Source organism: Acidovorax sp. KPB24-07 (assembly GCF_057543315.1).
Genome location: NZ_BAAJYS010000035.1, coordinates 1 through 25,407, shown reverse-complemented (window position 1 = coordinate 25,407; position 25,407 = coordinate 1). Strand labels below are relative to the sequence as shown.

Genomic DNA, 25,407 nt, shown 5'->3' with positions numbered 1-25,407 from the left:
CTTTCCTCACCCCCGTAGGAAAAAGATGACAAAAAATTGTCATCAAGCCCCTCCCCTCACTCCGGCCTCCAACGCATCCACGAACAACGCTATTGGATCAATGCCAACTGCGCGTATCAGATTTCACCAGGCACCTCCGAGCCTGAAGCCTGAGGCCCAACAGGAGGTGCCATGAGTAGGCAGAGATATCCTGAAGAATTCAAGGATTGCGCGGTCAAGCAGATCACCATGCGCGGCCACAAGGTGCCAGCCCGGCTGGGCGTGAGTCCAGCACAGTCTTTATCAATGGCTCAAGACTCACCGCACGTCGATCAGTGATCGGCAGGCGCAGGCCTCGCAGACAGACAAACTGCGACGGCTAAAGGCGAGCTCAAGCGTTTCACCGAGGAGCGCGCGACATCCCAAAAAAGGCCGCAGCGTACTTTGCCAAGCAGTCCGGTGAGTACGCGTTCATACAGCGCCATGAACACAAGCACAGCGTTCGCAGGCTTCGCAAGGCATGGCCGCTCATCCCGGCGGCTATTACGTCTGGAAGACCAAGCCGACGAGTCTCGTGGCAAGGACGATCAACGTCTGTTGGGCCTTCTCAAGCCACTTGGCTGGCGAGTGGTGGCGTCTACGGCTAGCGCAAGCTGACCATGAACATGTGCGATCTGGGCGACACGTGCGGCAAGCACCGCGTGGCTCTTCTGCTCAAGCTCGAAGAACTGCTTTTCCAGATGGGCTACTGGCGACGGATTGGAGGTCGTGGTGACAAGCCTGCTGTGGTTGCGCCCAATCGCCTGCAGCGACGCTTCATCATCAGCGAGCCCAACCAGTCTTGGGTCACGGACACTACCTACATCCGCACCCAAGAAGACTGGCTGTACCTGAGCGTGGTGATCGATTTGTTATCTCGCCACGTCATCGGTATGCGTATGACAAAAGCACCTTGCATTTTTTTTAACATTCCCTGCATGCCGCTGGATCGGCAGGAACTGGGGACACTGACCTTGGCGCATACTGTGCCAAACCCAGGCGACGCGAGACGATTCCGCCATCACCTCGCTGCGACTGGCGCCATGCCGCAGCCCCACCAAGGCGATCAACATGCGCGGATTTCTACTGAACAATCGCGAAGAGCTCATTCAGCGATGCAAAGCCAAAGTTGCGCAGCGACCTTTACGAGGCGCTACCCTTGAGCAACTATCACACGGCATTCCGATGTTTCTTGATCAGCTGACTCGCACCATCGAGGCCGAGGATGACGGTGACATTGCAGGAGGAATGCGAATTTCAGGGGCGTCTGGGGGCGAAGGCTCGGCGCTCACTGAGATGGGCGTCTCGGCGACAGTTCATGGCGGCGAACTGCTTGCACTCGGCTACACCGTAGATCAAGTTGTCCATGACTATGGCGACCTGTGTCAGGCAATCACTGATCTCGCCGTCGAACGTGACGCCCCATTTTCGGTAGACCATTTCCGTACGCTGAACCGCTGCCTGGACAATGCCATCGCCGATGCAGTGACCGAATTTGCTGCCCAGCGCGACGTCGAAGTGGCAAGACGGCAGGTCGAGGATGAGAACGAACGGCTTGGCTTTTTCGCGCACGAGTTGCGCAACCACTTGCACGTCGCCAAGCTCGCGTTCGCAGCCCTGGAGTCAGGCAGGCTTCCGGTTGGCGGCTCGACTGGTGCGGTTCTCAGACGCAGCCTTAGCTCGATGGAAGGTTTGATCAACGATTCCTTGGCGGCTGTTCGCGACGCGGCTCTTGCACCCTTGCATCCGCGAATCTTCTCGCTCGCAATCTTTTTTGGCCGATGCCGGTCGCGTTGCGCAGCTCTACGCGGCCGACACGGGGTGCGTGCTTCGCATCTCGGAAGTGGATGCCCAGTTCGCGATTGAAGGCAATCGCGAACTGCTAATGGCGGCACTCGGCAATTTGCTACAGAACGCCTTCAAGTTCACTCGTCCTGGTAGCGAGGTCACGCTGCGCGCGCAGACGTCCGCTGATTCGATCAACATCGATGTCGAAGATTGCTGTGGTGGGCTTCCCGAAGGAAGCGCTGACACGATGTTCAAGCCTTTCAAGCAAGGCTTCGACGACAAGCGGGGCCTCGGACTGGGACTTTCAATCGCAAAGCGCAGTGTCGAGGCAGATCGCGGGCGGTTGACAGTGCAAGACAGGCCGGGCAAGGGATGCGTATTCACGATCAGCTTGCCGCTGCGGGGGCTGGCGTAAGGGGAAAACCACGCTGCACCAAGTACCTTCCAGTTCATCGTACGCTCGCGTTTTGCGACACAGTGACGTGGACGCCAGGGATGAATTTGATCAGGGTTGCCCGCGGTATGGCAATAGATCTCTGATGCGGGTATTAAGTTGCTTCGGCAGTCGTTCCAACACGTTCTTGAGATAAGCGTAGGGCTCCAGCCCGTTAAGTCGTGCGGTGTGTGCAGCAGGCTCATGATGGCTGCAGCTCTCTGGCACGCGCGCAGGCTGCCAGCGAACAGCCAGTTCTTGCGTCCCAACGCGATTGGGCGGATCATGTTTTCGATGCGGTTGTTCGGCTGCCAGATCGCCGTTGTCAATGAAGCGCGTCAGCGCCGCCCAGCGTTCGAGGCTGTAGTCGACGGCCTTGGCTGTCGCGCTGCCATCGGGTGGGTTTCTTCTGGTTGGCCATCAACGATGGCATGCAGCAGATTGGCCGCCGGCCGGCTCTTGATCTGGCGGATGCGCAGCCTTTGCTGCCCGTCCATTTCCTTGACCTCACGCTCGACGTCGTAGAGGACGCAGAACAGCTTCAAGGCGCGCTCGGCCAGGATACTGGTGTGGCTGACCACAACTCATGCAATTTGCGACGTGCATGTGCCAGGCAACCCGTTTGGGTCACGCCTGCATTCAGGGATTGCTTTTAGCCCGAGTAGTCATCGCAGATGAGCGTGCCGCGCCAGCCGCCCACCCCGCCGTCACCGATGCCCAGGAAGCGACGGGCGTTGTGCGCCCGGTCCGGCTCGCGGTGAAGTCGAAGACGACCGCATTGATGTCATTCCAGACCATGGTGCAGTAACTCCAGAGGTAAGCACGATGCGTCTCGCTAAGGCCCGGCTTAAGCATGACCACCAGTGTCTCGTCGGCATGCAATACATGGCCTGATGAGAAGGTCCTCGAGCATGGCCTGGATCATTTGGCGCCATTTGCACGCCGATGGTGCCCACCCACTCGGCCGAGTGGAACGGAAAACGGACACACCCGAGCGACCCATGATGGCCTCCAGGCGGAATAGTGGTTGGTGATCAATGTACTTGGACACGACCAGATTCGCCATCAGGCCGGCAGTTGCGATGCCTTTGCCAATGACAGCCGCCGGCACCGGCGCCTGGATGAGCGTCTGGCATTTGGCGCAAGCCCACTGGCCTAGCACATGCCGCTCGACCGCGAAGCTGCCCGATAGGTAGTCGAGTTTCTCCTAGATGTCTTCGCCGATGCGCTTGAACTGGCAGCCGCAGCCCGGGGTGCGGCAGGTGATGTTTTCAGTCTCGTGTTGAACATCGCGCCGTGGCAGGTATGGTGGCAGGATCTGACGCTTAGGGAAGGTCTGCATAAATCGCCCCGCGGCATCCTTGGCACCGGCGTGAAGCACTGAGACGATAAGTCACATGAAGCAGCACAGCCTGGGCTTGGGAATGACGGCGAAGCGAACGCGGCGGCGGGAATTCCTGGATGAGATGGAAAAGGTCGTACCGTGGGCCGAACTGGTGGCCCTGGTGTCGCCGTACCTACCCGAAGGCAAGCGGGGGCGTCCTCCGTTCTCGTGCGAGACCATGTTGCGTATCCATTTCATGCAGCAGTGGTTCGCGCTGAGCGACCCGGCGATGGAAGAAGCGCTGCACGACATGCCGGTATTCCGCGAGTTCGCGGGCCTGGAAGGCTGGGACGAGCGGCTGCCCGACGAGAGAGCACGATCCTTCGGTTCCGGCATGTGCTGGAGACGCACAAATTGGCTGCGCAAATCCTGCAGACCGTCAACGATCTGCTCAGCGCCAAGGGCGTGATGCTCAAGAGCGGCACGGTGGTGGATGCCACCTTGATCGCAGCACCCAGCTCGACCAAGAACAGCAGCGGAGAGCGCGACCCGGAGATGAAACAAAGCCGCAAGGGACCGCAGTGGTACTTCGGTATGAAGTGCCATATCGGAGTGGACGCCGACTCGGGCCTGGTGCATACCGTGCGCGGCACCAGTGGCGCGGTCAATGATGTGATCGAGGCCAACAGTCTGGTGCGCGCAAGCGACCGGGATGTCTATGCCGATGCCGGCTACCAAGGCGCGGGTCAACGCCCAGATGCCAGGCGCGACGTGAATTGGCACATCGCCATGCGGCCCGGCAAACGTCGCCTGCTCGACCCGGCCAAACCGATCGAGGCCCTGACCGGGAAACTGGAGCGCGTGAGGGCCAGCATTCGGGCGCGGGTGGAACACCCGTTCCGAGTGATCAAGCGCCAGTTCGGCCACATCAAGGTGCGCTACCGAGGGCTGGGCAAGAACACAGCACAGTTGCACACGCTGTTTGCGCTGGCCAATCTCTGGATGGTGCGGCGCAAACTGCTGGGAGCATCGGCATGAGTGCGCACGCAGTTCGCCAAACCGGCCATTCAGGCCGCCAGTTCGTGCCACAGGCACCGGAGTTGAGATAAATCAGGTTGGCCGCATCGCATTCCAACTGGCTCAGGGCATCAGCACGCTCGTGCGTGTTTTCTGCAGAGCTTCCCTAGAAAACTCTTTATATAAGTTGCAGCCAAAATCATAATCGCCATTTATCCATTAATTTCTCAGGACTCAAATTATCATATCCCTCAAAAGGCTGATGAATCCAAGGATTAGTAGGCAAAAATTCAACGGAATAATCCGAGGTAAAGCTTGAAATTGCCTTAGTCCAAATTACAGCACTCCGCAACTCCACAATGGGAGCATATTGAGTCTTCAGCAATTCTATAACCGCATTCAAAGTATGCCCAGAATCAGCCAAATCATCTACCAAAAGTACCTTACCTGCGATTTCGCCTTTTGGTGTAGTGATAAATCTCGCTATATCCAGGTGCCCTTGAATTGTCCCCGCTTCTGCGCGATATGAACTAGTGGACATGATTGCAAGCGGCTTGCTAAATATTCGACTCAAAATATCACCAGGACGCAACCCGCCACGAGCGAGACACAAAATCGTATCAAACTCCCAACCAGACTGGTGAATCTTAAGTGCCAATTTTTCAATTAAGCCATGATATTCATCATAACTCACATATAGATGCTTACCGTCTTCCGTTAACATTCAGTACTCCTGATTCACGCACCAACCTCACACAGTGACTAACTAGTAAATTTCAACTTACCAAGTATGGGTTATGCAATGTAATGGTGTGATCTCGATCAGGACTTGTGGAAATCATAGCAATTGGAACCCTAGTCACCTCCTCAATTCGCTCCAAATACCTTCTGGCATTAGCAGGTAGCTCTTCATATCTTGTCACCCCCACAGTCGATTCAGACCAGCCGGGAATCGACTCATAAATGGGAGTGCAGCGGGAAATCTCCTCTGCACCCATCGGTAAAATTTCGATGTGTGCTCCATCAAGCTCATACCCTGTGCAAAGCATGAGTTCCGACAACCCATCTAACACGTCCAGCTTCGTAATACAAAGCCCTGTCAGTCCATTGACTTGGGCACTTCGCTTCAAAAGTGCCGCATCGAACCAACCACAACGGCGACTGCGGCCTGTAGTGACGCCTTTTTCCGCGCCTACCGTGCTCATGTGATAACCCGGTGTACCAGGAACCTCCCAATCCAGCTCCGTAGGGAAAGGACCTCCTCCAACCCGCGTGCAATAGGCTTTGGTGATGCCCAAAACATAGTGAAGCAGGTTGGGCCCCACGCCAGATCCCGCAGCAGCATTGCCAGCGACACAATTGCTGGATGTCACATAGGGGTAAGTGCCATGGTCGACATCCAGCAAGGTTCCCTGTGCACCCTCAAAAAGCAAATTGGCTCCCGCTACATGGGCGGCATTCAATTCGCTAGATACATCTGCAATCATGGGACCAAGCAGTTTCGCATGTTGCATAGCCTCGTCGAAGACCGCATTGAATTGCACTTCTCCGTCAACCAAATAGGGTGCCAACGACTCGCCAAAAACAAAAGAGCCGGAGTTTAAAAAAGTCTTTAGAACATGGTTATGCAGTGCCAGCAACTCACGCAGCTTTTCAGCAAAACGGGCTGGATACTTCAGGTCTTGGACACGAAGTGCGCGTCGAGCAATTTTGTCTTCGTAAGCAGGACCAATGCCACGACCTGTTGTTCCTATTTTTTCGGTCCCTTGGTGCTCGCGCGCAGCCTCTCGGGCCACGTCGATGGCTACGTGAAAGGGTAAAATGAGTGGGCAGGCTTCGCTTACTCGAAGGCGCGATCGAACCTCAACCCCAGCTTTTTCCAAGCCTTTTATTTCTTCAAACAACTTCGCAACCGACAGTACGACACCATTGCCGATGTAGCATTTGACGCCCGGCCGCATGATGCCGCTTGGAATCAGGTGCAATGCCGTCTTGACGCCATTGATGACCAAAGTGTGGCCTGCATTGTGGCCGCCTTGAAAACGAACAACGCCTTGGGCGCTTTCAGTAAGCCAATCTACTAGCTTTCCCTTGCCTTCATCACCCCATTGGGTGCCTACAACGACTACGTTTCGACCTTTGGTTGCTTTCATTTCAAACCCGATTCAATATAGCTAATGCTTCAGATAACTTTTACGATCCAACGGTCAGCAACTTTGGCCAACTCTCGGTCGTAACGAAACTCGTCGAACTCGCTCTCATTACCAGGAAAAACGCACACAACGGTTTCACCGCGGCTTCGCAAATCGGCAACGGCCTCATTTACTCCGGGATCTTGTATCCACGGAGCCCTGATAGCAGTCTTCAACGCCCGTGGGGAGACGACTCCTACCAGTTGTTTGATGTCCAAACTAAACCCGGCTGCCGGCCGGTTGCGGCCAAACACCGCTCCAACCTCATCGTACCGACCACCACGAACCACAGCATCGCTTGCCCCTTTGGCATAGATGGTGAAGCGAGTTCCGCTGTAGTAGGCGTATCCCCTCAAGTCCGCCAAATCGAACGTGACGCTGGACCCTACAAGGTGAGCGGCCAAAGATCGTAAGTTGGACAATATTTCGTCTACGCCGGGAACGTGATGAAGCGCTTTTTGCGCCTCGTCCAAAACAGAAACGTCACCATATAACTTCAGTAGCGCATTCAGCCCATCACGCGATGCGGAAGGAAAGCTGCGCGTGAGACTTGCCAATTCGCTCGCATCCTTGGCAGCAAGTGCGGCATGGACTCTGCGTACCGTTAGCGCATCCAAAGAGAGGTCAGCGAGAAGGCGCCGCACGATGCGCACATCAGCCAAATCCACACTGGTATCACGAACTTCAGCCACACGCAGACAGTGCAACGCCAGCAAAACCGCCTCTTGATCAGCTTCTAGACCAGCGTGACCATAAATTTCAGCACCAAACTGCAGCGGCTCTCTCGTAGCATGGGGGCGATCGGGCCTCGTATGCAGCACAGGCCCGCAATAACAAAGCCGCGTGACACCTTTGCGGTTAAGCAAATGGGCATCAATGCGGGCAACCTGCTGTGTCATGTCCGCACGTACGCCCAATGAGCGTCCCGACAGCTGATCCACCAATTTGAAGGTCTGAAGGTCGAGCGCCTCGCCCGTGCCCGTCAGCAATGATTCCAGGTGCTCCATCAAGGGAGGCATGACTAGCTCGTAGCCGTAGCCTTGAGCGGTGTCTATCAGCCCGCGACGTAGTTCTTCGATGTGGCGAGCCTCGGAGGGCAAGACATCGGCAATGTGATCCGGCAGGACCCAGGCAGACATGGAAAGTGGGAGGCTGTTAAAAACGCGATTCTACCGGCATGACAGTCAGCAGTGACTGCCTCCACAGAGCGCTGCGAACTGACCAAGCGCTCAAATGCACGCGCCATCGAGGCAATGGATCGACGGAACACGTGCTGCACCAAGACAGCAGTGTCAGAATTCACAAAAAAGTAAGCGCGCCCAGCGAGAGCGCGCTATCCGTGTATTCTACTTGCGTGTAGTGGGGGAAGGTGCAGCACCAGGACTGGCCACACCTCCACGGAAAGCTTTGAAAAATTCAGTGGAGGACGGGTCTACCACCATGACATCGCTCTTCTTATTGAAGCTTGACTTGTAGGCTTCCAGGCTACGATAGAACTGCGCGAATTGAGGGTCACGTCCAAACGCCTCTGCATAAACACGAGCGGCTTCTGCATCACCTTCGCCCTTCACCTTCTGCGCATCTCTATAGGCATTGGCGATGGCGACTTCGCGCTGACGGTCCGCATCAGCACGAATTTTTTCGCCTTCTGCAGCCCCTGTGGACCGCAGTTCATTGGCCACCCTCTTCCGCTCCGCCTCCATACGACGGTAGACGGATTCCGTAATGGCTTCAACATAGTCGACCCGAGTGATGCGCACATCGACGACGTCAACGCCCCAAGGCTTGGCACCTTGAACAACCTCCAGCACCTCGCGCTTCACGTCCGACATCAATGCATCGCGCTTAAGAGACAACAGTTCTTTGACTGTCCGCCTGTTGACCTCTTCTTGGAAGGCGTTGCGCACGACCCGATTCAACTGCAAAGCTCCAGAATTCTCATCAAGACCAACATTGCGAATGTAAGCAGATGGATCGGAGATCCTCCAGCGTACATACCAGTCAATTACAACCCGCTGCTTTTCTGCAGTGAGCATCGATTCGGTATCAGTGCTATCCAGTGTGAGCAACCGCTTGTCGATGTATCGCACATTTTGAAAAGGTGGAGGCATCTTGAAGTTCAGACCTGGCTCCGTAATAACCTCTTTGATCTGTCCAAGCTGGTAGACCACACCGAATTGGCGCTGGTCCACTACAAACAAGGTCGAACTCAAAAGAGCGAGCAAAACCAAGACAGTGGAAACAAAAAATCCGACTCTGTTCACAATGCGCTCCTATCGAGACTCGCGCTCACGCGTACGGCTGGAGTCCCGAGCACGGGGGTCAGCGGGGAATGTGGAAGCAGTTCCCGAAGGCGGAACAGCAGACGACGCCGCTGGCGGCAAGGAATCATTCGAGGCTGCAGCACCAGTCTGTGCGACACCCTGCATGATCTTGTCCAAGGGCAGGTATAGGAGATTCGACCCTTGACGGGACTCCACCAGCACTTTGGTGACGTTCGTGTAGATCTGCTGCATTGATTCAATGTACAGGCGGTCCCTTGTCACCTGAGGCGCCTTTTGATATTCGGCAAGCAGCGAACTAAACCGCTGCGCATCGCCTTGAGACTGAGCCACAATCCTCGACTTGTAAGCTGCAGCTTCTTCAGCCAACCGAGAGGCAGACCCGACCGCGCGGGGAATGACATCGTTGGCATACGCTTGCGCTTCGTTCTTGGACCGCTCTCTCTCCTGCCCCGCTTTCAGAACATCATCGAAAGCTGCCTGTACTTGCTCAGGAGGACGCACTCCCCCCTGCTGCAAATTGATGCCCACAACCTCTACACCAACCTTGTAGCGGTCCAAGATCGTCTGCATGAGGGTACGCACCCTTGGCGCAATTTGATCTCGCTCTTCAGCCAAGGCGGTGTCCATCCGCATCTTGCCGACGATCTCCCGCACCGCTGTTTCGGCTGCTTGCACCACGGCATCTGCTGGGTTACGGCTCTCAAACAACCAGGCCCTGGCATCGTTCAAACGATATTGCACAGCAAATTTGATTTCGACGATATTTTCGTCTTCAGTCAGCATTGCCGATTCACGTAAGCCAGTGCTTTTGATCACCACATCCCGACCGACATCAGCAGACCGAATCTGCGTCACGAAAACGAGTTCGTGACGCTGAATTGGATAAGGCAACCGCCAGTTGAAACCGGCATTCACCGTGCTCTTGTATTTCCCGAACTGCGTTATGACGGCCTGCTGACCTTCCTGCACAATGAAAAACCCGGTCCCAAGCCAGATCAGAACCGCAATTGCAGCAATCAAGCCGACGCCGAAACCCGCATTTTTCATATCTGGCTGGAAGCCCCCGCCGGAAGGACCGCGGCCTCCACCCTGCTTCCCACCAAACAGACCGCCCAGCTTGCGATTGAGGTCACGCCAGAGTTCATCCAGGTCAGGAGGCTGACCGGCCGTATTTTTGTCACGTCCTCGATTACCCGATGGAGGCGTAGATGGAGGACGCTCCGAATCGGAGTTTCCCGCGCCATCGTTCTTATCATCGCCACGACCCCACCGGGGGTCATTCAGATTCAACATTCCCCGGATGCGCTCAGGCAATATGGCCCAGCGCGGGGTACGGCTTTGAGGATTCATTCGCAAAATCTCTGTTTCTCTGAATACGTGAACAAAGCGGCATTGTGCCCAATCAGGCACTGTCTGGAGGCAATTCAGCATCGGCACCTAGGGTCATGGATGTCGGCTGGGCCTTGGGCACGCTGCCCGACAATCCGCGCCTCAAGGAAGGAAGCCCTTCTCCAGAGCCAGCACTCAGGAAGAACCGCTGAACGGGGGTACCTTGCATGTCGTAGATGTCATTCAGGACTTCCGGCCGTTGGTCGGGCGACAACATGTCCAGCTTGTTGAAGACCAGTATCTGGGGCACGTTCGCAGCGCCGATTTCAGAGAGCACCCGCTGGACTTCCGCAATTTGCTCTGGAAAGTTGGGATTCGATGCATCCACCACATGCAGCAAAAGATCTGCATCCACTGCCTCCTGGAGAGTGGCCTGGAACGCATCAATCAGTCCATGGGGAAGATCACGAATGAATCCCACGGTGTCCGACAAAGACACCGATCGCCCTGCCTCTGCAAGATAGAGTTGGCGAGTCGTCGTATCCAATGTGGCAAACAGCTGATCTGCGGCATACGCTCGCGCTTTTACCAGTGCATTGAACAGTGTGGATTTACCGGCATTCGTGTACCCCACCAACGATATGTTGAAGGTATCCCGGCGCTCGCGCTGGCGTCGCTGCGTGGAGCGCTGACGCTTGACCTTTTCGAGTCTTTCGCGCGTGCGCTTGATCGACTCACCGATCATTCTTCGATCAAGCTCGATCTGTGTTTCGCCGGGCCCACCCCGGGCTCCAATGCCCCCGCGCTGACGCTCCAGATGGGACCAGCGCCGGACAAGCCTAGTGCTCAGGTATTGGAGTTTTGCCAACTCTACCTGCAGCTTGCCCTCATGGCTTCTGGCACGCTGGGCAAAGATTTCCAAGATCAACAACGTTCGATCATTGACTGGAAGATCCAGATGCCGTTCGAGATTGCGTTGTTGCGCCGGACTCAAGGCCTGGTCGAACAGCACTTCCACCGCCTGGTGCATCTGCGCGAGCAGCCGGATCTCGTCCGCCTTGCCACTGCCTACAAACAAGGCGGCATCAGGGGCTTTGCGCTTGCAGGTGATTCGCGCCACTGGATTCAAGCCCGCCGTCTGAGCAAGCAGACCCAACTCTTCCAACTCACCGTCGAAATGGGGCAAACCAAAATCAACGCCAACCAGGATGACTGGCGTCTTCGGCGAGTCAGGCGTATCGTATGAACTCAAGACGATCCGCCCAAAGGCGTATCCGTTACATGCCCGTCGGGCATACCACCTTCGTTCAAGAGTTACCGGCCTCGGCGTCGGGCGCTTCGGCCGTCGAGAAATTGACAGCGCGACCTGGGACGATGGTGGAGATGGCGTGCTTGTAGACCATCTGGGTGACCGTGTTACGCAGCAGCACCACGTATTGGTCAAATGATTCGATCTGGCCCTGAAGCTTGATGCCGTTCACGAGGTAGATCGAGACGGGTACATGCTCGCGACGAAGCGCGTTCAGGAAGGGATCTTGAAGAAGTTGGCCTTTGTTGCTCACGATATTCTCCGTGTTCAGGAATATTGTTGTAAAGCGGCACCTTACCACAGCTGCAAGGGTATCGAAGGAAAACCGACGAAACCCCTCGCAAGCGCTGGGCTAGTGGTCACCCTTGTCAGTGAAGGGATTGTGCGACGTCTTCAACTCGATGCGAAGAGGGGTCCCGACCAGATCGAACTCTTTGCGGAAACGGCCTTCTAGGAAGCGCTTGTACGCTTCCGTGACATGCTCCAACGAATTGCCATGAACCACGATGACAGGCGGATTCATGCCGCCTTGGTGGGCGTATCGCAACTTTGGCCGGAACATGCCAGAACGCTTGGGTGCCTGGAACTGCACCGCCTCCAGCAACAACCGCGTCAATACGGGCGTGGACATCTTGCACATCGCCGCTTTCTGGGCCTGCACGATGGATGTCCACAAAGGGCCCAACCCCTGGCGCTTCTTTGCCGAAATGAAATGCAACGACGCAAACTTGAGGAACGACAACCGCGTCTCGATGGAGCGCTCCAGCAGCTGGCGACCGTAGTCGTCCATGGCATCCCATTTGTTGACCGCCAAAACCACCGCGCGGCCACTTTCAAGAATGTATCCAGCGATGTGCGCATCCTGGTCGGTGACCCCCTGTGTCGCATCGAGGACGAGAAGCACCACATTGGCAGACTCAATGGCTTGCAGTGTCTTCACCACCGAGAACTTCTCGATGGCTTCGAACACCTTGCCTTTTCGACGCAAGCCTGCGGTGTCGACCAGCTCAAAACGCTGGCCATTGCGCTCGAAAGGAACGGAAATGGCGTCCCGCGTGGTCCCTGGCATATCGAATGCCACCAAGCGCTCCTCGCCCAGCCACGTATTGATCAGGGTGGACTTACCGACATTCGGGCGACCAGCTACCGCAAGCTTGACCACGCTCTTGTCTTCAGCTTCCGCGTCTTCATCCGGATCCGGCAAGTGCAGAGGCTCCAGAGCCAACTCAACCAAGCTGCGAATACCCTGTCCGTGGGCTGCTGAAATGGGATAGACCTCGCCCAACCCCAACTCATAGAACTCGACGAGCTGCACCCCCTCGCGCATTCCCTCGGCCTTGTTGCCGACAAGGAGGCAGGGCTTGCCCAGGCGCCGCAGGTAGTTGGCGATGTCATGGTCCTGAGCAGAAAGCCCGGCGCGGGCATCGACAACAAAGATGACGACATCGGCCTCCGCAACGGCCTGCTGCGTCTGCTTGGCCATCTCGCGGTAGATGCCGCTGGCGGCATCGGGCTCGAAGCCTCCGGTGTCGATCACGATGTATTCGTGCTTGCCCTGCTTTCCGTTCCCGTAGTGCCGGTCACGCGTCAAGCCTGCAAAGTCGGCAACGATCGCATCTCTCGATTTCGTCAGCCGGTTGAAGAGTGTGGATTTCCCCACATTGGGGCGACCGACCAAAGCGATGACTGGTTTCATCCAGATCAACCCGTCAATCCGGGCGAAAGCCGTAAACGCCGCCATTGCGCGTTACGACCACCAGAGTGCCACCGGCCGACACCGGCGCTGCAGCGATGCCCGAACCATCCGTGGTCATCCGATTCAGCGGTGAACCATCTTCACGCGAAAGCAGGTGCACCAAACCCGTGTCATCTCCGACGACGACCGACCTGCCAAGCAACAGCGGTGCGGTCAAGCGGCGGTATTGAAGTCGGTCCGAAGACCAAGCGCGCGAGCCATCGGCACGCCGCCAGGCAACCACCACGCCATTGCTCTCCGTGCCGAAAATCGTGGTGTCATCGCCGTGAATGCCTTCCGTTCCGTTGGCCGGCTGTGTCCAGGCCACAGTCCCTCGCACCGTGTTCACACAGCCCACCGTGGACACAAAAGCACGGGCACAAACACTGTCGCCCTCGCGGCTGGTGCGGCCGACCAATTCAACCAGCCGCTCGACGTCATTGGTTCCTCTGGGGCTGGCCAGCGGCGCTTCCCAACGTACCGTGCCATTGTCGGGATTGAATCCGACCATCCGGCCCGCCAGTCCCGCGACCAGCGTGTCGCCCACCGCCGTCAATACACCCGACTGGCGCAACACCAAAGGCTCTCCCGGCCTGGGTTGATTCCACAAACGAAGCCCCGTAGCAGCATCAAACGCAGAAACGGACCGATCGGCCGCCAAGACAAAGATGCGATTGCCCGCAACCAACGGCGCTGTGTACGCTTGCGCGGACAGCGGCTTGCGCCAGATCTCGCGGCCATCGGACAAGGCAATCAACTGGTTATCGACGGAAACCACAGCGGCCCACTTGCCGTCGCTGCCCACACCAGCAGACAAAGGCGTGCCAAGGCTGGCTCGCCAGACATCACCGCCGGTGCGCGCATCGACGGCAGCGACCACGCCATCCGAAGAAGCCACCGTCACTGTGTTGCCATTGACATGCACATCCAGCGGCAGGCGACCGATGCCGCCCACTTTCGACGTCCACGCCTGACGCACACCGATCACTGGCACGTTCGCACCCAACTCGGCGGGTTTCGGCTTTGAGGGACCGCTCCACAGGGAGCAGCCGGCCAGGAGAAAGCACGCCGCTGCCACCGCAGCGACCGCTGCGCGTGGCGTACCCAAACGCATTGCACGGAAACCCATGTGACTGCGCATCATTTGGAGTCTCCTGCAGCCGCTGCCGAGGCAATGAGTTGTGGCTGCACACCCAGGGCATGGAGCTTCACCTCGACCAAGCGGCGGTACTCCATGCCTTCTTCCAGCGATTTGTAGGCACGCTGGTATTCAGCGATGGCTTCCGGCTTCTTGTCCAGCAGCGCCAATGCGTCGCCCTTGCGGTCCGCAACCAAGGCATCGAACTCTGCAGGAAAACCTCCAGACAACTGCTTCAGCGCTTCGTCGTATGCCTTTTGATCCATCAGTAGGCTGGCAAGTCGCAGTTTGGCCAGTGCTTTGTAGCCCGCATCCGAAGCATTGTCGGCAACCCAAGCCAGGGCCGCCTTGGCACCGTCTGGATTGCCGCTTTCCACCAAGCTTTTGGCCACCAGAAGACCGGCTTGCCCCGCCTTTGTCGTACCGCCATACCGCGATTTGAGGTCGCCGAAAGCCTGCTCCAAACGCGCGTTGTCTTTTGCCTGCGCAGCCGTTTCCACGGCATCGGACAGCGCAGCGGCTTGTGCCGCCTGTCGGTTCTGCCAATACTGGTATCCGTTCCATGCCGCAAACGCGCCGAAAACCAACACCAGGATGCCACTGATCAGCGTGCCCCAGGTGTTCCAGAAATGCTTGAGTTGGTCAAGCTGCTCTTGTTCTTCAAGATCGAGGTGATTTGCCATGTAGGGTCTCTGTTAGCGGGGGGATTGTAGAGTGGGCGCCCAGTCGGGCAGCGCATCTAGCGCCCGCTCCACTTGGTCACCCCCGCCTTCCCGCAGTGGTTTGATCGTCACGGCCGATCGCGCAAGCTCGTCGGAACCAAAGATCAATGCATGCCTGCAGCCGCTGGCATCGGCCTTCTTGAACTGCGATTTCATGCTGCCCATGCCTTCGCCCCGAACCGCAGGGCTGTGCATCTGCACGCTCACACCCAAGGCCCGCAACTGCTGCAGCACGGCCATGACTGCGGGCAACGACTTCTCGTCCGGCACGATGGCATAGGCATCGGCCACCAGCATGGGTGGGGCCGCTTCTTGCTCTTTGACGAGTTCCAGCACACGCTCGACGCCAAGGGCCCATCCCACCGCCGGCGCGGGCTTGCCCCCAATTTGCTCGAAGAGATAGTCGTAGCGCCCCCCGCCGCAAATGGTGCCCTGGGAGCCGAGTTGCTCCGTCACGAACTCAAAGACCGTGAGGTTGTAGTAGTCCATGCCCCGGACCAGGCGCGGATTGACGGTCCAGGCCACGCCATTCGCATCGAGGATGGCCTTGACGGTATCGAAGTGGCGCCTGGATTCTTCGCCAAGGTAGTCCAGGAGCTTGGGGGCCGCTTGCACCAAGCTCTGCATGGCTGGATTCTTCGTATCCAGGATGCGCAGGGGATTGCTGTGCAGGCGGCGGCGAGCATCCTCGTCCAAGAGCTCGGAATGGCCTTCCAGATAGGCGATGAGTGCAGCGCGGTGGGCTTTGCGCTCTTCAGGTTGCCCAAGGCTGTTGAGTTCCAGGCGAACGTCTTTCAGGCCCAGTTCCTTCCAGAGCGCATCCGCCAGCAGGATCAGCTCGGCGTCGACCTCAGCGCCATGGAAACCCATGGCTTCGGCACCGATCTGATGAAACTGCCGGTATCGGCCCCGCTGGGGACGCTCATGGCGGAACATCGGACCCATGTAGTACAGGCGTTTGCCGCCGTCGTACAGCATCGAATGCTCCGCTGCGGCACGAACAACGCCTGCCGTCGCCTCGGGACGCAGCGTCAGATGCTCGCCGTTCAAACGGTCCTCGAACGAATACATTTCCTTTTCGACGATATCGGTCACTTCGCCCAAGCCACGCACGAACAGCGCCGTCGGTTCGACGATGGGCGTTCGCACATTGCGATAGGCATATCGGGCCATGAGTGCCCGCACCTTGTCTTCCAGCCATTCCCAGCGCGCCGAGTCAGGGGGAAGAATATCGTTCATGCCTTTGACGGCCACCAATTTGCCGGTCTTTGGCAGAGGATTGCTTGTCTTGTTGCTCACGGAATGCATCAATGGGTTAAGTGACTGGCACGCCAGCAGCGGCCTGCGCATGCGCAGGCTCGGAAGGCGGCTTTCAATTCAGATCAAGAAGCAGCGACCGCCGTGCTGAAGCGGTCGGCGATGTAGCGTTCGACGAGTTGCTGGAACTCCTGCGCGATATTGTCGCCGCGCAGGGTCAAGGCCTTCTCTCCGTCGATGAAGACGGGCGCGGCCGGGGCCTCTCCGGTGCCTGGCAAGCTGATGCCGATGTCGGCGTGCTTGCTTTCACCCGGACCGTTCACGATGCAGCCCATCACTGCCACTTTGATCTTTTCGACCCCAGGGTATTTGAGTCGCCAGACCGGCATCTGCGACCGCAGAAAGTCATCGATCTGCTTGGCCAATTCCTGAAAGGTGGTGCTGGTCGTGCGCCCGCAACCAGGGCAAGCGGTCACGCTGGGCACGAACATGCGCAACCCCAGCGCCTGCAAAATTTCGGAAGCCACGACGACTTCCTGGGTGCGGGCCTCGCCAGGCTGCGGCGTGAGGGAGACGCGGATGGTGTCGCCGATGCCTTCCTGCAAAAGAATCGACAAGGCTGTGGTGGATGCCACGGTTCCCTTGGTGCCCATGCCCGCTTCGGTCAGGCCCAGGTGCAAAGCGTAGTCGCAGCGCTTTGCCAACTCACGGTAAACGGACACCAGATCCTGCACTCCGCTGACCTTGCACGAGAGGATGATCTGGTTGCCATCCAGACCCATTTCCTCGGCGCGCTTTGCCGATTCGATGGCCGAAGTGATCAGCGCTTCATACATGACCTGCCGCGCATCCCAAGGAGACGGCCGTCGATTGTTGGCATCCATGAGCTCGGCGAGCAATTCCTGGTCGAGACTGCCCCAGTTGACACCGATTCGCACGGCCTTGTCCCAGCGCATGGCCGCGTCGATCATCTGGCCGAACTGGCGGTCGCGCTTGTCGCCCTTGCCGACATTGCCGGGGTTGATGCGGTACTTGGACAGCGCCTGGGCGCAATCGGGGTATTCGGTCAGCAGCCGATGCCCGTTGTAATGGAAGTCGCCCACCAGCGGAACGGTTTCGCCCATGCGATCGAGTTGTTCACGGATATAGGGAACCGCCGCAGCCGCTTCGGGCGTGTTCACGGTGATCCGGACGAACTCGGAGCCGGCCTGCGCCAGTTCCTTGATCTGTATCGCAGTGCCAATTGCATCAACGGTGTCGGTATTGGTCATGGATTGCACGCGAACGGGTGCGTCTCCGCCCACCGTGACAACACGCGAGCCCCATGTGATTCGGGCTTGCCGCGAGCGTCGCGGCTGGGGCGCCGCCATCGCGATCGGAAAAGTGGGGGTCAAGAAATGATTCACGGTTTCACCTCAAATCGGGCAACGTTTTTCGCGCGAAACGCCTTTGAGCTCCAAAGGCTTGCCGTGGACGACCACTTCGGTGACGTCGGCCTTGCCGATGACCACGGACCATGGCGGGGTTCCCGGAACCGTCACGCTCTCGCCGGCCGCCAGGACACGCTGAAGGACGGTGGCTCCCGCCGCACTGCGCACCTGAACCCACGATTCTCCGCGCGTGCGAATGACCAAGGCGGCATCCGGACTACCTGCCGGTGCAGATGCCGGGGCCTCAGGCGCCGCCACTGCAGCCGTCGCCGCAGGCGATACGCCCGATGGGCTTGCCATGGAAGATGGCACAGAAGCCGACGGGGCTGGAGCCGAAAGTGCAGTCACTGGCTGGGCGGGACTGGCAGGATCGGCCCCTTTGGTCCCTTCGGCTTCCGGGGCCGTGCCTGTCACCGCAACTGTTTCATTTCCGGCCACGCCATCGGGCCGATGGGGCCACAGCAGCACGGCAGCAGCACCTACCAGCAACACGATCACCGCGAAGATGGCGGTGCGGGAACCCGACCCGCTGGAAGACGACGCCAACTGGCCGCTGCCAGGCTTGAACGATGCGTTGATGCCTCGGTGCGCCGACAGTGCAGGCGGCTCATTGCGCGGCAGCAGCGCCAGCACGGGCGCAGGATCCACCTTGAGCGTGCGGCACATGCTGGAGGCCAGGGCACGCACAAAAACCACGTCCGGAAAAACCTCGAAGTAACCCGCTTCCAAGGCTTCCAGCTTGTGCACCGGCACCTTGAGGGCCACGGCCAGCGCCGCGATGTGCACACCTGCGGATTCGCGGGCTTGACGCAGCATCAGGCCCGCAGTCACGCTGTCCTGGGTTGGCGAGACTTCACTGTTCAAAGGCTGTCCCTCGTGCCCCACCACCGGCTCATTCATTGAACGCCCCTCGGTCATATGCCATCAATTCTTTGGAGTCAGGAAAACGCTTGCGCAGTTGTTCGGCGAGCTGCCGCATCGCCACCGAATCACTCAACGCCCGCTCGATCTTGATGCCCAGCCAAAGCGATTCCGCATTGGCGAACTCGCTGTTGTTCAGGCGGCGAATGTAGAACTGCGCACGCTTGATCTCGCCGCGGCGAAACATGAGCGACGACAGGTTGTATCCCACCACAGGGTTGCCCGCATCCAGTTCATACGCCTTGAGCAATGTCTGCTCGGCTTCTGCGATCTGCCCGGCACGCTCCTGGCAAAGGCCTTGGGCCATGAGCGTTTTGCTGCGAGCGGTATAGGTCCGGCTGGCCAGGGCTCGCTCGAAATACTGCTGGCTTTCCGCGTACTTCTGCTGCTGGCACAAAAGCCAGCCATAGTTGTGCAGCAGGTTGGGCTCGGACGGGTGAAAGCCGAGTGCACGGCGGAAGCTCTCTTCCGCCAGCGGCAGATCTCCCAGGCGCAGATAAATCAGCCCGCGCAGGTTGTAGGCATCGCCGTACGACGGGTCGGTGGTCAGCGATTGGCGCACTTCGTCCAGCGCCACCGTGGTCTGGCCCATCTCAAGATAATTGGCAGCCAGTTCCAACCGGAGCCTGGCGCGGCGGCGGGTTTCCGTCTCTTCCGATGGCGTGACGTACTCCGCACTGCCAGACGAGGCATTCGAGCCGCCAGGCGCTGCGCACCCACTCAAGCCCGCCAACCCGACCGCGGCAAGGCACAAGGCCATCGCCCATCGGGCATGCCGCTCAACAACCGCGACCGATCTCGTCATGTAGATCCTTCCTGCTTAAGGGCAATGCGTGCCATGCGCCAGCTTCCGGAAAAGGTGATTTGAAAATCCCAATGGCGGCATCGCTTCACCCCTTTGCCCGTCACGGCGCTCTCCGAGATGGCGGGCCCATGGGGGTCACGCAGCACCGAAAATCACATCACAGGCTTGAGCACGATGGTGCGCTGCTTGGCCATGCGCTCGGCGGCCCGGGTGCGGTCTTTCACATCTCCCGCCAGTTGGCCGCACGCGGCGTCGATATCGTCGCCACGCGTTTTGCGCACGGTCGTAACGATACCCGCATCACTCAACAACTTTGCGAAAACCGCAACTTGCTGCGGGGTCGATCGGTGGAGGCCGGAAGCGGGAAAGGGATTGAATGGAATCAGATTGAACTTGCAGCGAACACCCTGCCCATGGCGGGGTCGCACCAGATCGATGAGTTGCCGGGCATGTTCTGCCTGGTCGTTCACGCCATCGAGCATGCAATATTCGAAGGTGATGAAATCGCGCGGCGCATGCGCCAGATAGCGCTGGCAGGCATCCAGAAGCTCCTGCAATGGGTACTTGCGATTGAGCGGTACCAGGTTGTCACGCAGCGGATCGTTGGGCGCGTGCAGCGAAACGGCGAGTGCCACGGGGCAGTCCTGGGAAAGCCGATCCATCATGGGAACGACGCCCGAGGTCGACACCGTCACGCGGCGCCGGGACAGGCCGTAGCCGTGATCGTCCAGCATGGCACGCAACGCGGGCACAAGCGCGGTGTAATTCTGCAGCGGCTCACCCATGCCCATCATCACGACGTTGGAGATGATGCGTTCTTCGCTGCCCAGCCTTCGGCGCAGCGCATGCTCCGCGAACCACAACTGGGCAATGATCTCGCCTGTGGTCAGGTTGCGGCTGAAACCTTGGTGTCCGGTAGAGCAGAAACGGCATCCCACGGCGCATCCGGCCTGGGAAGAAATGCACAGGGTGCCCCGGTCATCCTCTGGAATGAACACGGTTTCGACCGCATTGCCGTCACCCACGTCGAACAGCCACTTGACCGTGCCGTCCGTCGAGACATGCTCGCTCACCACCGGCAATGCCTGCACATGGGCGCAGGATTTCAGTTTTTCCCGCAGCGACTTCGCCAGATCGCTCATCTGATCGAAATCGTGCGCGCCCCGCTGGTGAATCCAGCGGAACAATTGGGTCGCCCGAAAACGCTTCTCCCCCAGCTGCTCGCAAAACGCAGCCAGACCGTCGAGGTCGAAGTCAAGGAGATTGGTGGTCATCGGAGCGAAGGCTGTTCACGTCGATCACCGCCCCCTGCGCTGGGCGCGCGGCCTGGGCAGCGCTCCGGCGCAAGGGTGGATCGCATATCAGCGCGAGTAGATGTTGAGGCCAGGGAAGAAGAAAGCCACTTCTGCCTGAGCGGTTTCCACGGCGTCGGAACCGTGCACGGCGTTGGCATCGATGCTGTCTGCGAAGTCAGCGCGGATCGTGCCGGCTTCTGCCTTCTTGGGGTCGGTGGCGCCCATGAGTTCGCGGTTCTTCAGGATGGCGTTCTCGCCTTCCAGGGCCTGGATCATCACCGGGCCGGAGATCATGAAGTCCACCAGGTCCTTGAAGAAAGGACGCTCCTTGTGCACGCCGTAGAACTGTTCGGCTTCCAGGCGCGACAGGTGGGCCATGCGTGCTGCGACCACCTTCAGGCCAGCGGCTTCGAAGCGGGCGTAAATTTGGCCGATGACGTTCTTGGCCACTGCGTCGGGCTTGATGATGGAGAGGGTGCGTTCGATAGCCATGTTGATTTTCCTGGAGAGTGGTTGATCTATTTGAATTTTTTCGCCCTGCGGACAAAGCCCTCGATTCTAACTGGGCGGATTAATTCCCCAAGGCGCGAAGGCTCAGCGACCGCCGCGGCGCGGCGGGCCGTTGCGTTTCTGGTCCTGCCGGTAGCGCGACAAGCTGTCCGTGCCGATGTAGCCCACCGACGTCTTCATCGGATCCGGCTGGCTGCCAGCGCCGCCACCGCCGCCCTGGCGCCCACCGGGTGCGCCGTCCTTGCCGCGCCCTGCGCCAGATCCATAGCCCGGCTTGCGCGCAGAAGATGGCGCGGCCGCATCGCGCGGCGCGCCATTGTTGCGACCACGGGGCCCGCCACGGCGCAAGCCGCTCTTGCGGTCCGCAGGTCCGGCAGGTGCCTCGACCGTCTCTCTGGGGGCCTTGTTGCCACCACCCACGGCCTGCATGAGCGCGCGGATATCGCGCTCGTCCAGTTCCAGCCACGCGCCGCGCTTGAGCCCGCGGGGCAGCATCATCGCGCCGTAGCGGATGCGGATGAGCCGGCTGACCGCATGGCCCACGGCCTCCAGCATGCGCCGGACCTCACGGTTGCGGCCTTCGGAGATGGTCACGCGATACCAGCAGTTGGAGCCTTCGCCGCCGCCATCCTCGATGGAGCCGAACGAAGCCATGCCGTCGTCGAGCTGCACGCCGTCAAGCAACCGCTGCTTTTCTTCGTTGCTGAGTGCGCCCAGCACCCGCACGGCATATTCACGCTCCAGGCCAAAGCGGGGGTGCATCAACTGGTTGGCCAACTCGCCCGAACTGGTGAACAGCAGCAAGCCCTCGGTGTTCAGGTCCAGCCGCCCCACGGACTGCCACTTTCCGTGGGCGAGCCGCGGCAGCTTGCGAAACACGGTGGGCCGGTTCTGGGGATCGTCGTGCGTCACCACTTCGCCCGCTGGCTTGTGGTACGCGATGACCCGGGCCGGAGGGGGATCGATGCGGTAGCGAATGGGCCGGCCATTCACCTTCACCTGATCGCCGAACTGCACGCGTTGGCCGATGTGCGCCGGCTCGTTGTTGACCGAAATCCGGCCTTCCAGGATCAATTGCTCCATTTCCAGGCGCGAGCCCAGCCCCGCCTGGGCCAGCACCTTGTGCAGCTTGGGCGTTTCCACCTGCGGCAGCAGGACGCGACGCGCTGGCACTGCGTCGGCGGCCGTCTCGTCTTCATCCAGGCGGCCGGACACCACGTCGGCGAACTGATAGCCCGGTGTGGTACGCGCCCCCGCGGCCGGGCGAGGCCCCGAAGAACGTTCCGATCTGGGTGAAGCGGGCTCAGTCCGCACTGGCGCAGGGGCAGCCTCCACCGCCGTCCCGGCCGGTACAGCGACAGCCTCGGCATCCTGCGCTGACTCGGCAGAAGCCTCCACCGGCTGGCCTGCTGCCGCGTCGGACGCCTTCGGCGCCTTCTTGCGGGGCGGCTTGCGGGCCGCGGGCTTCTTCACGCTGGCGTCTGCCTCAGCGGGCAACGCGGGCTGGTCGTCGGCAGGTTCTGAAATGGGATCGTTCATGGGAGACTCTCTGGTGTGCCGTTATCGGCGTCTTTTGGCTTCTCGTGCGAGGGGGCCAGCACGTCTTCTTCGTCGGATGGGCGCGGCGTGTCTTCTGTGGATGGGCCGGTGACCGGCTCCGTTTCGGAGCCCTGCGGCACCGAAGGCACCGCCTCTACCACAGGGGGGTGATCCCCCGGCGCCGGCTCGGCAGGTGCGTCGAGCGGCAAGGTGCCGCCAGAACCCAGCGCTTCGAGCACGCTGGCCTGCACGGCCGGATTTTCCATCACGGGCAACTGGTCGAGCGACTGCAGCCCGAGGTCGTCCAGAAACTGCCGCGTGGTGGCGAACAGGGCGGGCCGGCCCACGGTTTCGCGGTGCCCAATGACCTCCACCCAGCCCCGGTCTTCCAGCTGCTTGATGATCAGGCTGTTCACGGTCACGCCGCGGATGTCCTCGATGTCGCCGCGCGTCACCGGCTGCCGGTAGGCAATGATGGCCAGCGTTTCCAGGGTGGCCCGGGTGTAGCGCGGCGGCTTTTCCGGATGCAGCCGGTCCAGGTACTCGCGCATTTCAGGGCGGCTCTGGAAACGCCAGCCCGTCGCGACCTGCACGAGCTCCACGCCCCGCAATGCCCAGTCCTGCTGGAGTTCCAGCAGGATGGTTTTCAGGGTATCGGTTCCGAGAGCGTCGTTGAATAGCGTGCGCAACTCGCGCAGGGTCGCCGGTTGCGGAGCGCAGATCAGCGCGGTTTCAAGGACCCGTTTGGCGTCCACCGTATTCATGGTTCAGCAATTGCGGGGAAAGAGACGCCACGTGTCGAAAAGGGCGCCATGCCTGTCAAAGGGTTCGTTCAGCGGGACCGCACGCAAAGACCTTGGTGCTGTTCCCAGCCCTGCAGTGTGTCCATGCGGGCGAGTCGGCTGGTACAGCCGCTAGGCGCGATTGTAGCGCAGGCCCCAAAAATTCAAGGCGTTTTCCATGTCCTGCGGCAGAGGCGCATGGAACTCCATCGGCTCACCGGTCATTGGATGGGCGAAAGCCAGCCGGTACGCGTGCAGCGCCTGGCGCGCGAGCCCCCCCGCCGCTTCTCCACCATACAAGGCATCGCCCACCAGAGGATGGCGAAGCGAGGCCATGTGCACCCGGATCTGGTGCGTGCGCCCGGTGTGCAGCGTGCAGCGCACAAAGCAGACCGGATCGACGCTGTCGAGCAGAGCGATGTCCGTGCGCGCGGGCTTGCCCGACTGCGTGGCCAGGTCCACCACGGCCATGCGCAGGCGATTGCGCGGGTCGCGGCCGATGCTTCCCTCGACCACGCGCTGCTCCGGACCGCTCCAGGGACGGTGGCCGATGGCGAGGTACTGCCGGCTCACTTCGCGGGCGGCGATCATGCGCACCAGCGCATCCATGACGCTCCGCTCGCGCGCCACGACCATCAACCCGCTCGTGTCCTTGTCGAGCCGGTGGACGATGCCCGCCCGGGGCACCAGCAGCGCCTTGGGATCGCGGGCCAGCAGGCCGTTGAGCAAGGTCCCGCTCCAGTTGCCGGGCGCGGGGTGAACGACGAGCCCCGCAGGCTTGTGGATGACCAGCAAGTGCGCATCCTCGAACACCACGTCGATGGGGATGGACTCCGGACGGAAGGCCTGGCTCTGCTGGGTGGGCCGCAGTTCCACCGCGACCACATCGCCCGCCTTGACGCGGGCCGCAGGCTTGGCCGCGGCCTGCCCGTTGAGCAGAACGCCCCCCTGGGCCAGCAATTGCTGCAGATAGCTGCGCGAAAACTCGGGCACCTGATCGGCGAGCGCCCGGTCCAGGCGCTCACCGTGCTGCGCCTCGCCAATGGCGAACTGGCGAATCTCCTGCGAGGCTTCGCCGCCCTCCTCCAGGTCTTCGGTGCCGGCCTCTCCCTCGGGGAGCAGGCCGGGGCCGGACGGCAGCGTGTTCAACGCGCCGGCAGGTAGCGGGACGGATCGACCGGCTTGCCCTGGCGGCGGATCTCGAAGTGCAGCTTCACCCGGTCGGTGTCGGAGCTGCCCATTTCGGCGATCTTCTGGCCGCGGCGCACCGTCTGGTCTTCCTTCACCAGCAGGGTCTGGTTGTGGGCGTAGGCCGTCAGGTAGGTGTTGTTGTGCTTGAGGATCACGAGGTTGCCGTAGCCACGCAGGCCGGCGCCGGCATAGACGACCCGTCCATCCGCGGAGGCGAGCACGGGGTCGCCCGCCTTGCCGCCGATGTCATAACCCTTGTTGCGGGCCTCGTCGAAACCCGCCACGAGCGAACCCGACGATGGCCAGATGAACGCCATGTCGTCTTCGCCGCCGGTTGCCGCAGGCGCGGGGCTGGGCGCAGGAGCGGGGGGCGGCGGCCACGGCGGG

Annotated in this window: 26 protein-coding genes and 2 pseudogenes; 4 read left to right on the top strand and 24 right to left on the bottom strand. The window is 60.0% G+C overall.

The annotated features are described in order from the left end of the window. Window positions 1-171: 171 nt before the first annotated feature. From AC27IQ_RS06955 to AC27IQ_RS06945, 3 genes and pseudogenes are all read left to right on the top strand, one after another. Window positions 172-906 (top strand): annotated as a pseudogene (locus AC27IQ_RS06955) (transposase); the annotation flags it as partial. Between the two features lie 297 nt (window positions 907-1,203). Further along, on the top strand, window positions 1,204-1,884 hold the full coding sequence (locus AC27IQ_RS06950; protein WP_487089018.1) for an ATP-binding protein: 681 nt from the start codon (window positions 1,204-1,206) through the stop codon (window positions 1,882-1,884). Continuing rightward, complete coding sequence (locus tag AC27IQ_RS06945; RefSeq protein ID WP_487089017.1) at window positions 1,862-2,221, top strand: sensor histidine kinase; 360 nt, start codon at window positions 1,862-1,864, stop codon at window positions 2,219-2,221. The genes AC27IQ_RS06950 and AC27IQ_RS06945 overlap by 23 nt, the downstream gene beginning before the upstream one ends. A gap of 90 nt (window positions 2,222-2,311) precedes the next feature. Here the strand turns inward: AC27IQ_RS06945 and AC27IQ_RS06940 are convergent. The 4 genes and pseudogenes from AC27IQ_RS06940 to AC27IQ_RS06925 all read right to left on the bottom strand — a co-directional run. Beyond that, window positions 2,312-2,544: pseudogene (locus AC27IQ_RS06940) on the bottom strand (transposase domain-containing protein); the annotation flags it as partial. Window positions 2,545-2,577: 33 nt separating this feature from the next. Beyond that, window positions 2,578-2,784 (bottom strand): hypothetical protein, encoded by a 207-nt coding sequence (locus tag AC27IQ_RS06935; protein WP_487089016.1) that lies wholly within the window; start codon window positions 2,782-2,784, stop codon window positions 2,578-2,580. Between the two features lie 94 nt (window positions 2,785-2,878). Then, entirely contained in the window at window positions 2,879-3,121 is a 243-nt protein-coding gene (locus tag AC27IQ_RS06930) for an IS66 family transposase (protein WP_487089015.1), read from the bottom strand. After that, window positions 3,087-3,350, bottom strand: a complete 264-nt coding sequence (locus AC27IQ_RS06925) for an IS66 family transposase (RefSeq protein WP_487089014.1) — start codon at window positions 3,348-3,350, stop codon at window positions 3,087-3,089. Before AC27IQ_RS06925 ends, AC27IQ_RS06930 begins: the two co-directional genes overlap by 35 nt. A gap of 286 nt (window positions 3,351-3,636) precedes the next feature. On the opposite strand from AC27IQ_RS06925, the gene AC27IQ_RS06920 reads away from it, so the two are divergent. After that, window positions 3,637-4,601, top strand: a protein-coding gene (locus AC27IQ_RS06920) for an IS5 family transposase (protein WP_487089013.1) whose coding sequence is annotated in 2 segments (ribosomal slippage) — window positions 3,637-3,930 and window positions 3,933-4,601 — 963 coding nt in all. Because the reading frame shifts where the segments join, the coding sequence is not laid out codon by codon here. Window positions 4,602-4,779: 178 nt separating this feature from the next. Here AC27IQ_RS06920 and AC27IQ_RS06915 read toward each other — a convergent pair. The 20 genes from AC27IQ_RS06915 to AC27IQ_RS06820 all read right to left on the bottom strand — a co-directional run. Beyond that, a complete protein-coding gene (locus tag AC27IQ_RS06915) occupies window positions 4,780-5,304 on the bottom strand; it encodes a phosphoribosyltransferase (protein ID WP_284430222.1) in 525 nt (174 codons plus the stop codon). A 52-nt stretch (window positions 5,305-5,356) separates the two neighbouring features. Next, entirely contained in the window at window positions 5,357-6,733 is a 1,377-nt protein-coding gene (locus AC27IQ_RS06910) for an adenylosuccinate synthase (protein ID WP_487089012.1), read from the bottom strand. Between the two features lie 29 nt (window positions 6,734-6,762). Then, window positions 6,763-7,911, bottom strand: a complete 1,149-nt coding sequence (locus AC27IQ_RS06905) for an ATP phosphoribosyltransferase regulatory subunit (protein ID WP_487089011.1) — start codon at window positions 7,909-7,911, stop codon at window positions 6,763-6,765. 207 nt (window positions 7,912-8,118) lie between these two features. Then, window positions 8,119-9,036 carry a protease modulator HflC gene (gene hflC, locus AC27IQ_RS06900; RefSeq protein WP_284430219.1) on the bottom strand — a complete coding sequence of 306 codons (918 nt, stop codon included), beginning with the start codon at window positions 9,034-9,036 and terminating at the stop codon, window positions 8,119-8,121. A gap of 9 nt (window positions 9,037-9,045) precedes the next feature. Beyond that, entirely contained in the window at window positions 9,046-10,407 is a 1,362-nt protein-coding gene (hflK, locus tag AC27IQ_RS06895; RefSeq protein WP_487089010.1) for an FtsH protease activity modulator HflK, read from the bottom strand. Window positions 10,408-10,459: 52 nt separating this feature from the next. Further along, complete coding sequence (hflX, locus tag AC27IQ_RS06890) at window positions 10,460-11,638, bottom strand: GTPase HflX (RefSeq protein ID WP_487089009.1); 1,179 nt, start codon at window positions 11,636-11,638, stop codon at window positions 10,460-10,462. Window positions 11,639-11,693: 55 nt separating this feature from the next. After that, complete coding sequence (gene hfq, locus AC27IQ_RS06885; RefSeq protein ID WP_272568224.1) at window positions 11,694-11,948, bottom strand: RNA chaperone Hfq; 255 nt, start codon at window positions 11,946-11,948, stop codon at window positions 11,694-11,696. Between the two features lie 99 nt (window positions 11,949-12,047). Then, window positions 12,048-13,391, bottom strand: a complete 1,344-nt coding sequence (gene der, locus AC27IQ_RS06880) for a ribosome biogenesis GTPase Der (RefSeq protein ID WP_487089008.1) — start codon at window positions 13,389-13,391, stop codon at window positions 12,048-12,050. 13 nt (window positions 13,392-13,404) lie between these two features. Next, entirely contained in the window at window positions 13,405-14,571 is a 1,167-nt protein-coding gene (gene bamB / locus AC27IQ_RS06875) for an outer membrane protein assembly factor BamB (RefSeq protein ID WP_487089020.1), read from the bottom strand. Further along, window positions 14,571-15,251 (bottom strand): YfgM family protein, encoded by a 681-nt coding sequence (locus tag AC27IQ_RS06870; protein WP_487089007.1) that lies wholly within the window; start codon window positions 15,249-15,251, stop codon window positions 14,571-14,573. Before AC27IQ_RS06870 ends, bamB begins: the two co-directional genes overlap by 1 nt. Before the next feature lie 12 nt (window positions 15,252-15,263). Then, window positions 15,264-16,598 carry a histidine--tRNA ligase gene (gene hisS / locus AC27IQ_RS06865; protein ID WP_487089019.1) on the bottom strand — a complete coding sequence of 445 codons (1,335 nt, stop codon included), beginning with the start codon at window positions 16,596-16,598 and terminating at the stop codon, window positions 15,264-15,266. Between the two features lie 74 nt (window positions 16,599-16,672). Then, the gene (gene ispG, locus AC27IQ_RS06860; RefSeq protein WP_284402501.1) at window positions 16,673-17,917 is read right to left on the bottom strand and encodes a flavodoxin-dependent (E)-4-hydroxy-3-methylbut-2-enyl-diphosphate synthase; all 1,245 of its coding nucleotides are present in this window, start codon (window positions 17,915-17,917) and stop codon (window positions 16,673-16,675) included. Between the two features lie 45 nt (window positions 17,918-17,962). Next, a complete protein-coding gene (locus AC27IQ_RS06855; protein WP_487089006.1) occupies window positions 17,963-18,895 on the bottom strand; it encodes a helix-turn-helix domain-containing protein in 933 nt (310 codons plus the stop codon). Beyond that, a complete protein-coding gene (gene pilW, locus AC27IQ_RS06850; protein WP_284430212.1) occupies window positions 18,870-19,703 on the bottom strand; it encodes a type IV pilus biogenesis/stability protein PilW in 834 nt (277 codons plus the stop codon). Before pilW ends, AC27IQ_RS06855 begins: the two co-directional genes overlap by 26 nt. Window positions 19,704-19,855: 152 nt before the next feature. After that, window positions 19,856-20,977, bottom strand: coding sequence for a dual-specificity RNA methyltransferase RlmN (gene rlmN / locus AC27IQ_RS06845; RefSeq protein WP_284430211.1), 1,122 nt, complete (start codon window positions 20,975-20,977; stop codon window positions 19,856-19,858). A gap of 87 nt (window positions 20,978-21,064) precedes the next feature. Continuing rightward, window positions 21,065-21,490 carry a nucleoside-diphosphate kinase gene (ndk, locus tag AC27IQ_RS06840; RefSeq protein ID WP_272568219.1) on the bottom strand — a complete coding sequence of 142 codons (426 nt, stop codon included), beginning with the start codon at window positions 21,488-21,490 and terminating at the stop codon, window positions 21,065-21,067. A 102-nt stretch (window positions 21,491-21,592) separates the two neighbouring features. Then, a complete protein-coding gene (locus tag AC27IQ_RS06835; RefSeq protein ID WP_487089005.1) occupies window positions 21,593-23,047 on the bottom strand; it encodes a pseudouridine synthase in 1,455 nt (484 codons plus the stop codon). Beyond that, a complete protein-coding gene (scpB, locus tag AC27IQ_RS06830) occupies window positions 23,044-23,811 on the bottom strand; it encodes an SMC-Scp complex subunit ScpB (protein ID WP_487089004.1) in 768 nt (255 codons plus the stop codon). The genes AC27IQ_RS06835 and scpB overlap by 4 nt, the downstream gene beginning before the upstream one ends. A 150-nt stretch (window positions 23,812-23,961) precedes the next feature. Next, window positions 23,962-24,978: an RluA family pseudouridine synthase gene (locus AC27IQ_RS06825; protein ID WP_487089003.1), complete on the bottom strand. Its 1,017-nt coding sequence runs from the start codon at window positions 24,976-24,978 to the stop codon at window positions 23,962-23,964. Next, a partial coding sequence (locus tag AC27IQ_RS06820; protein WP_487089002.1) for a peptidoglycan DD-metalloendopeptidase family protein occupies window positions 24,975-25,407 on the bottom strand: 433 nt, incomplete at its 5' end. The genes AC27IQ_RS06825 and AC27IQ_RS06820, both read right to left, overlap by 4 nt.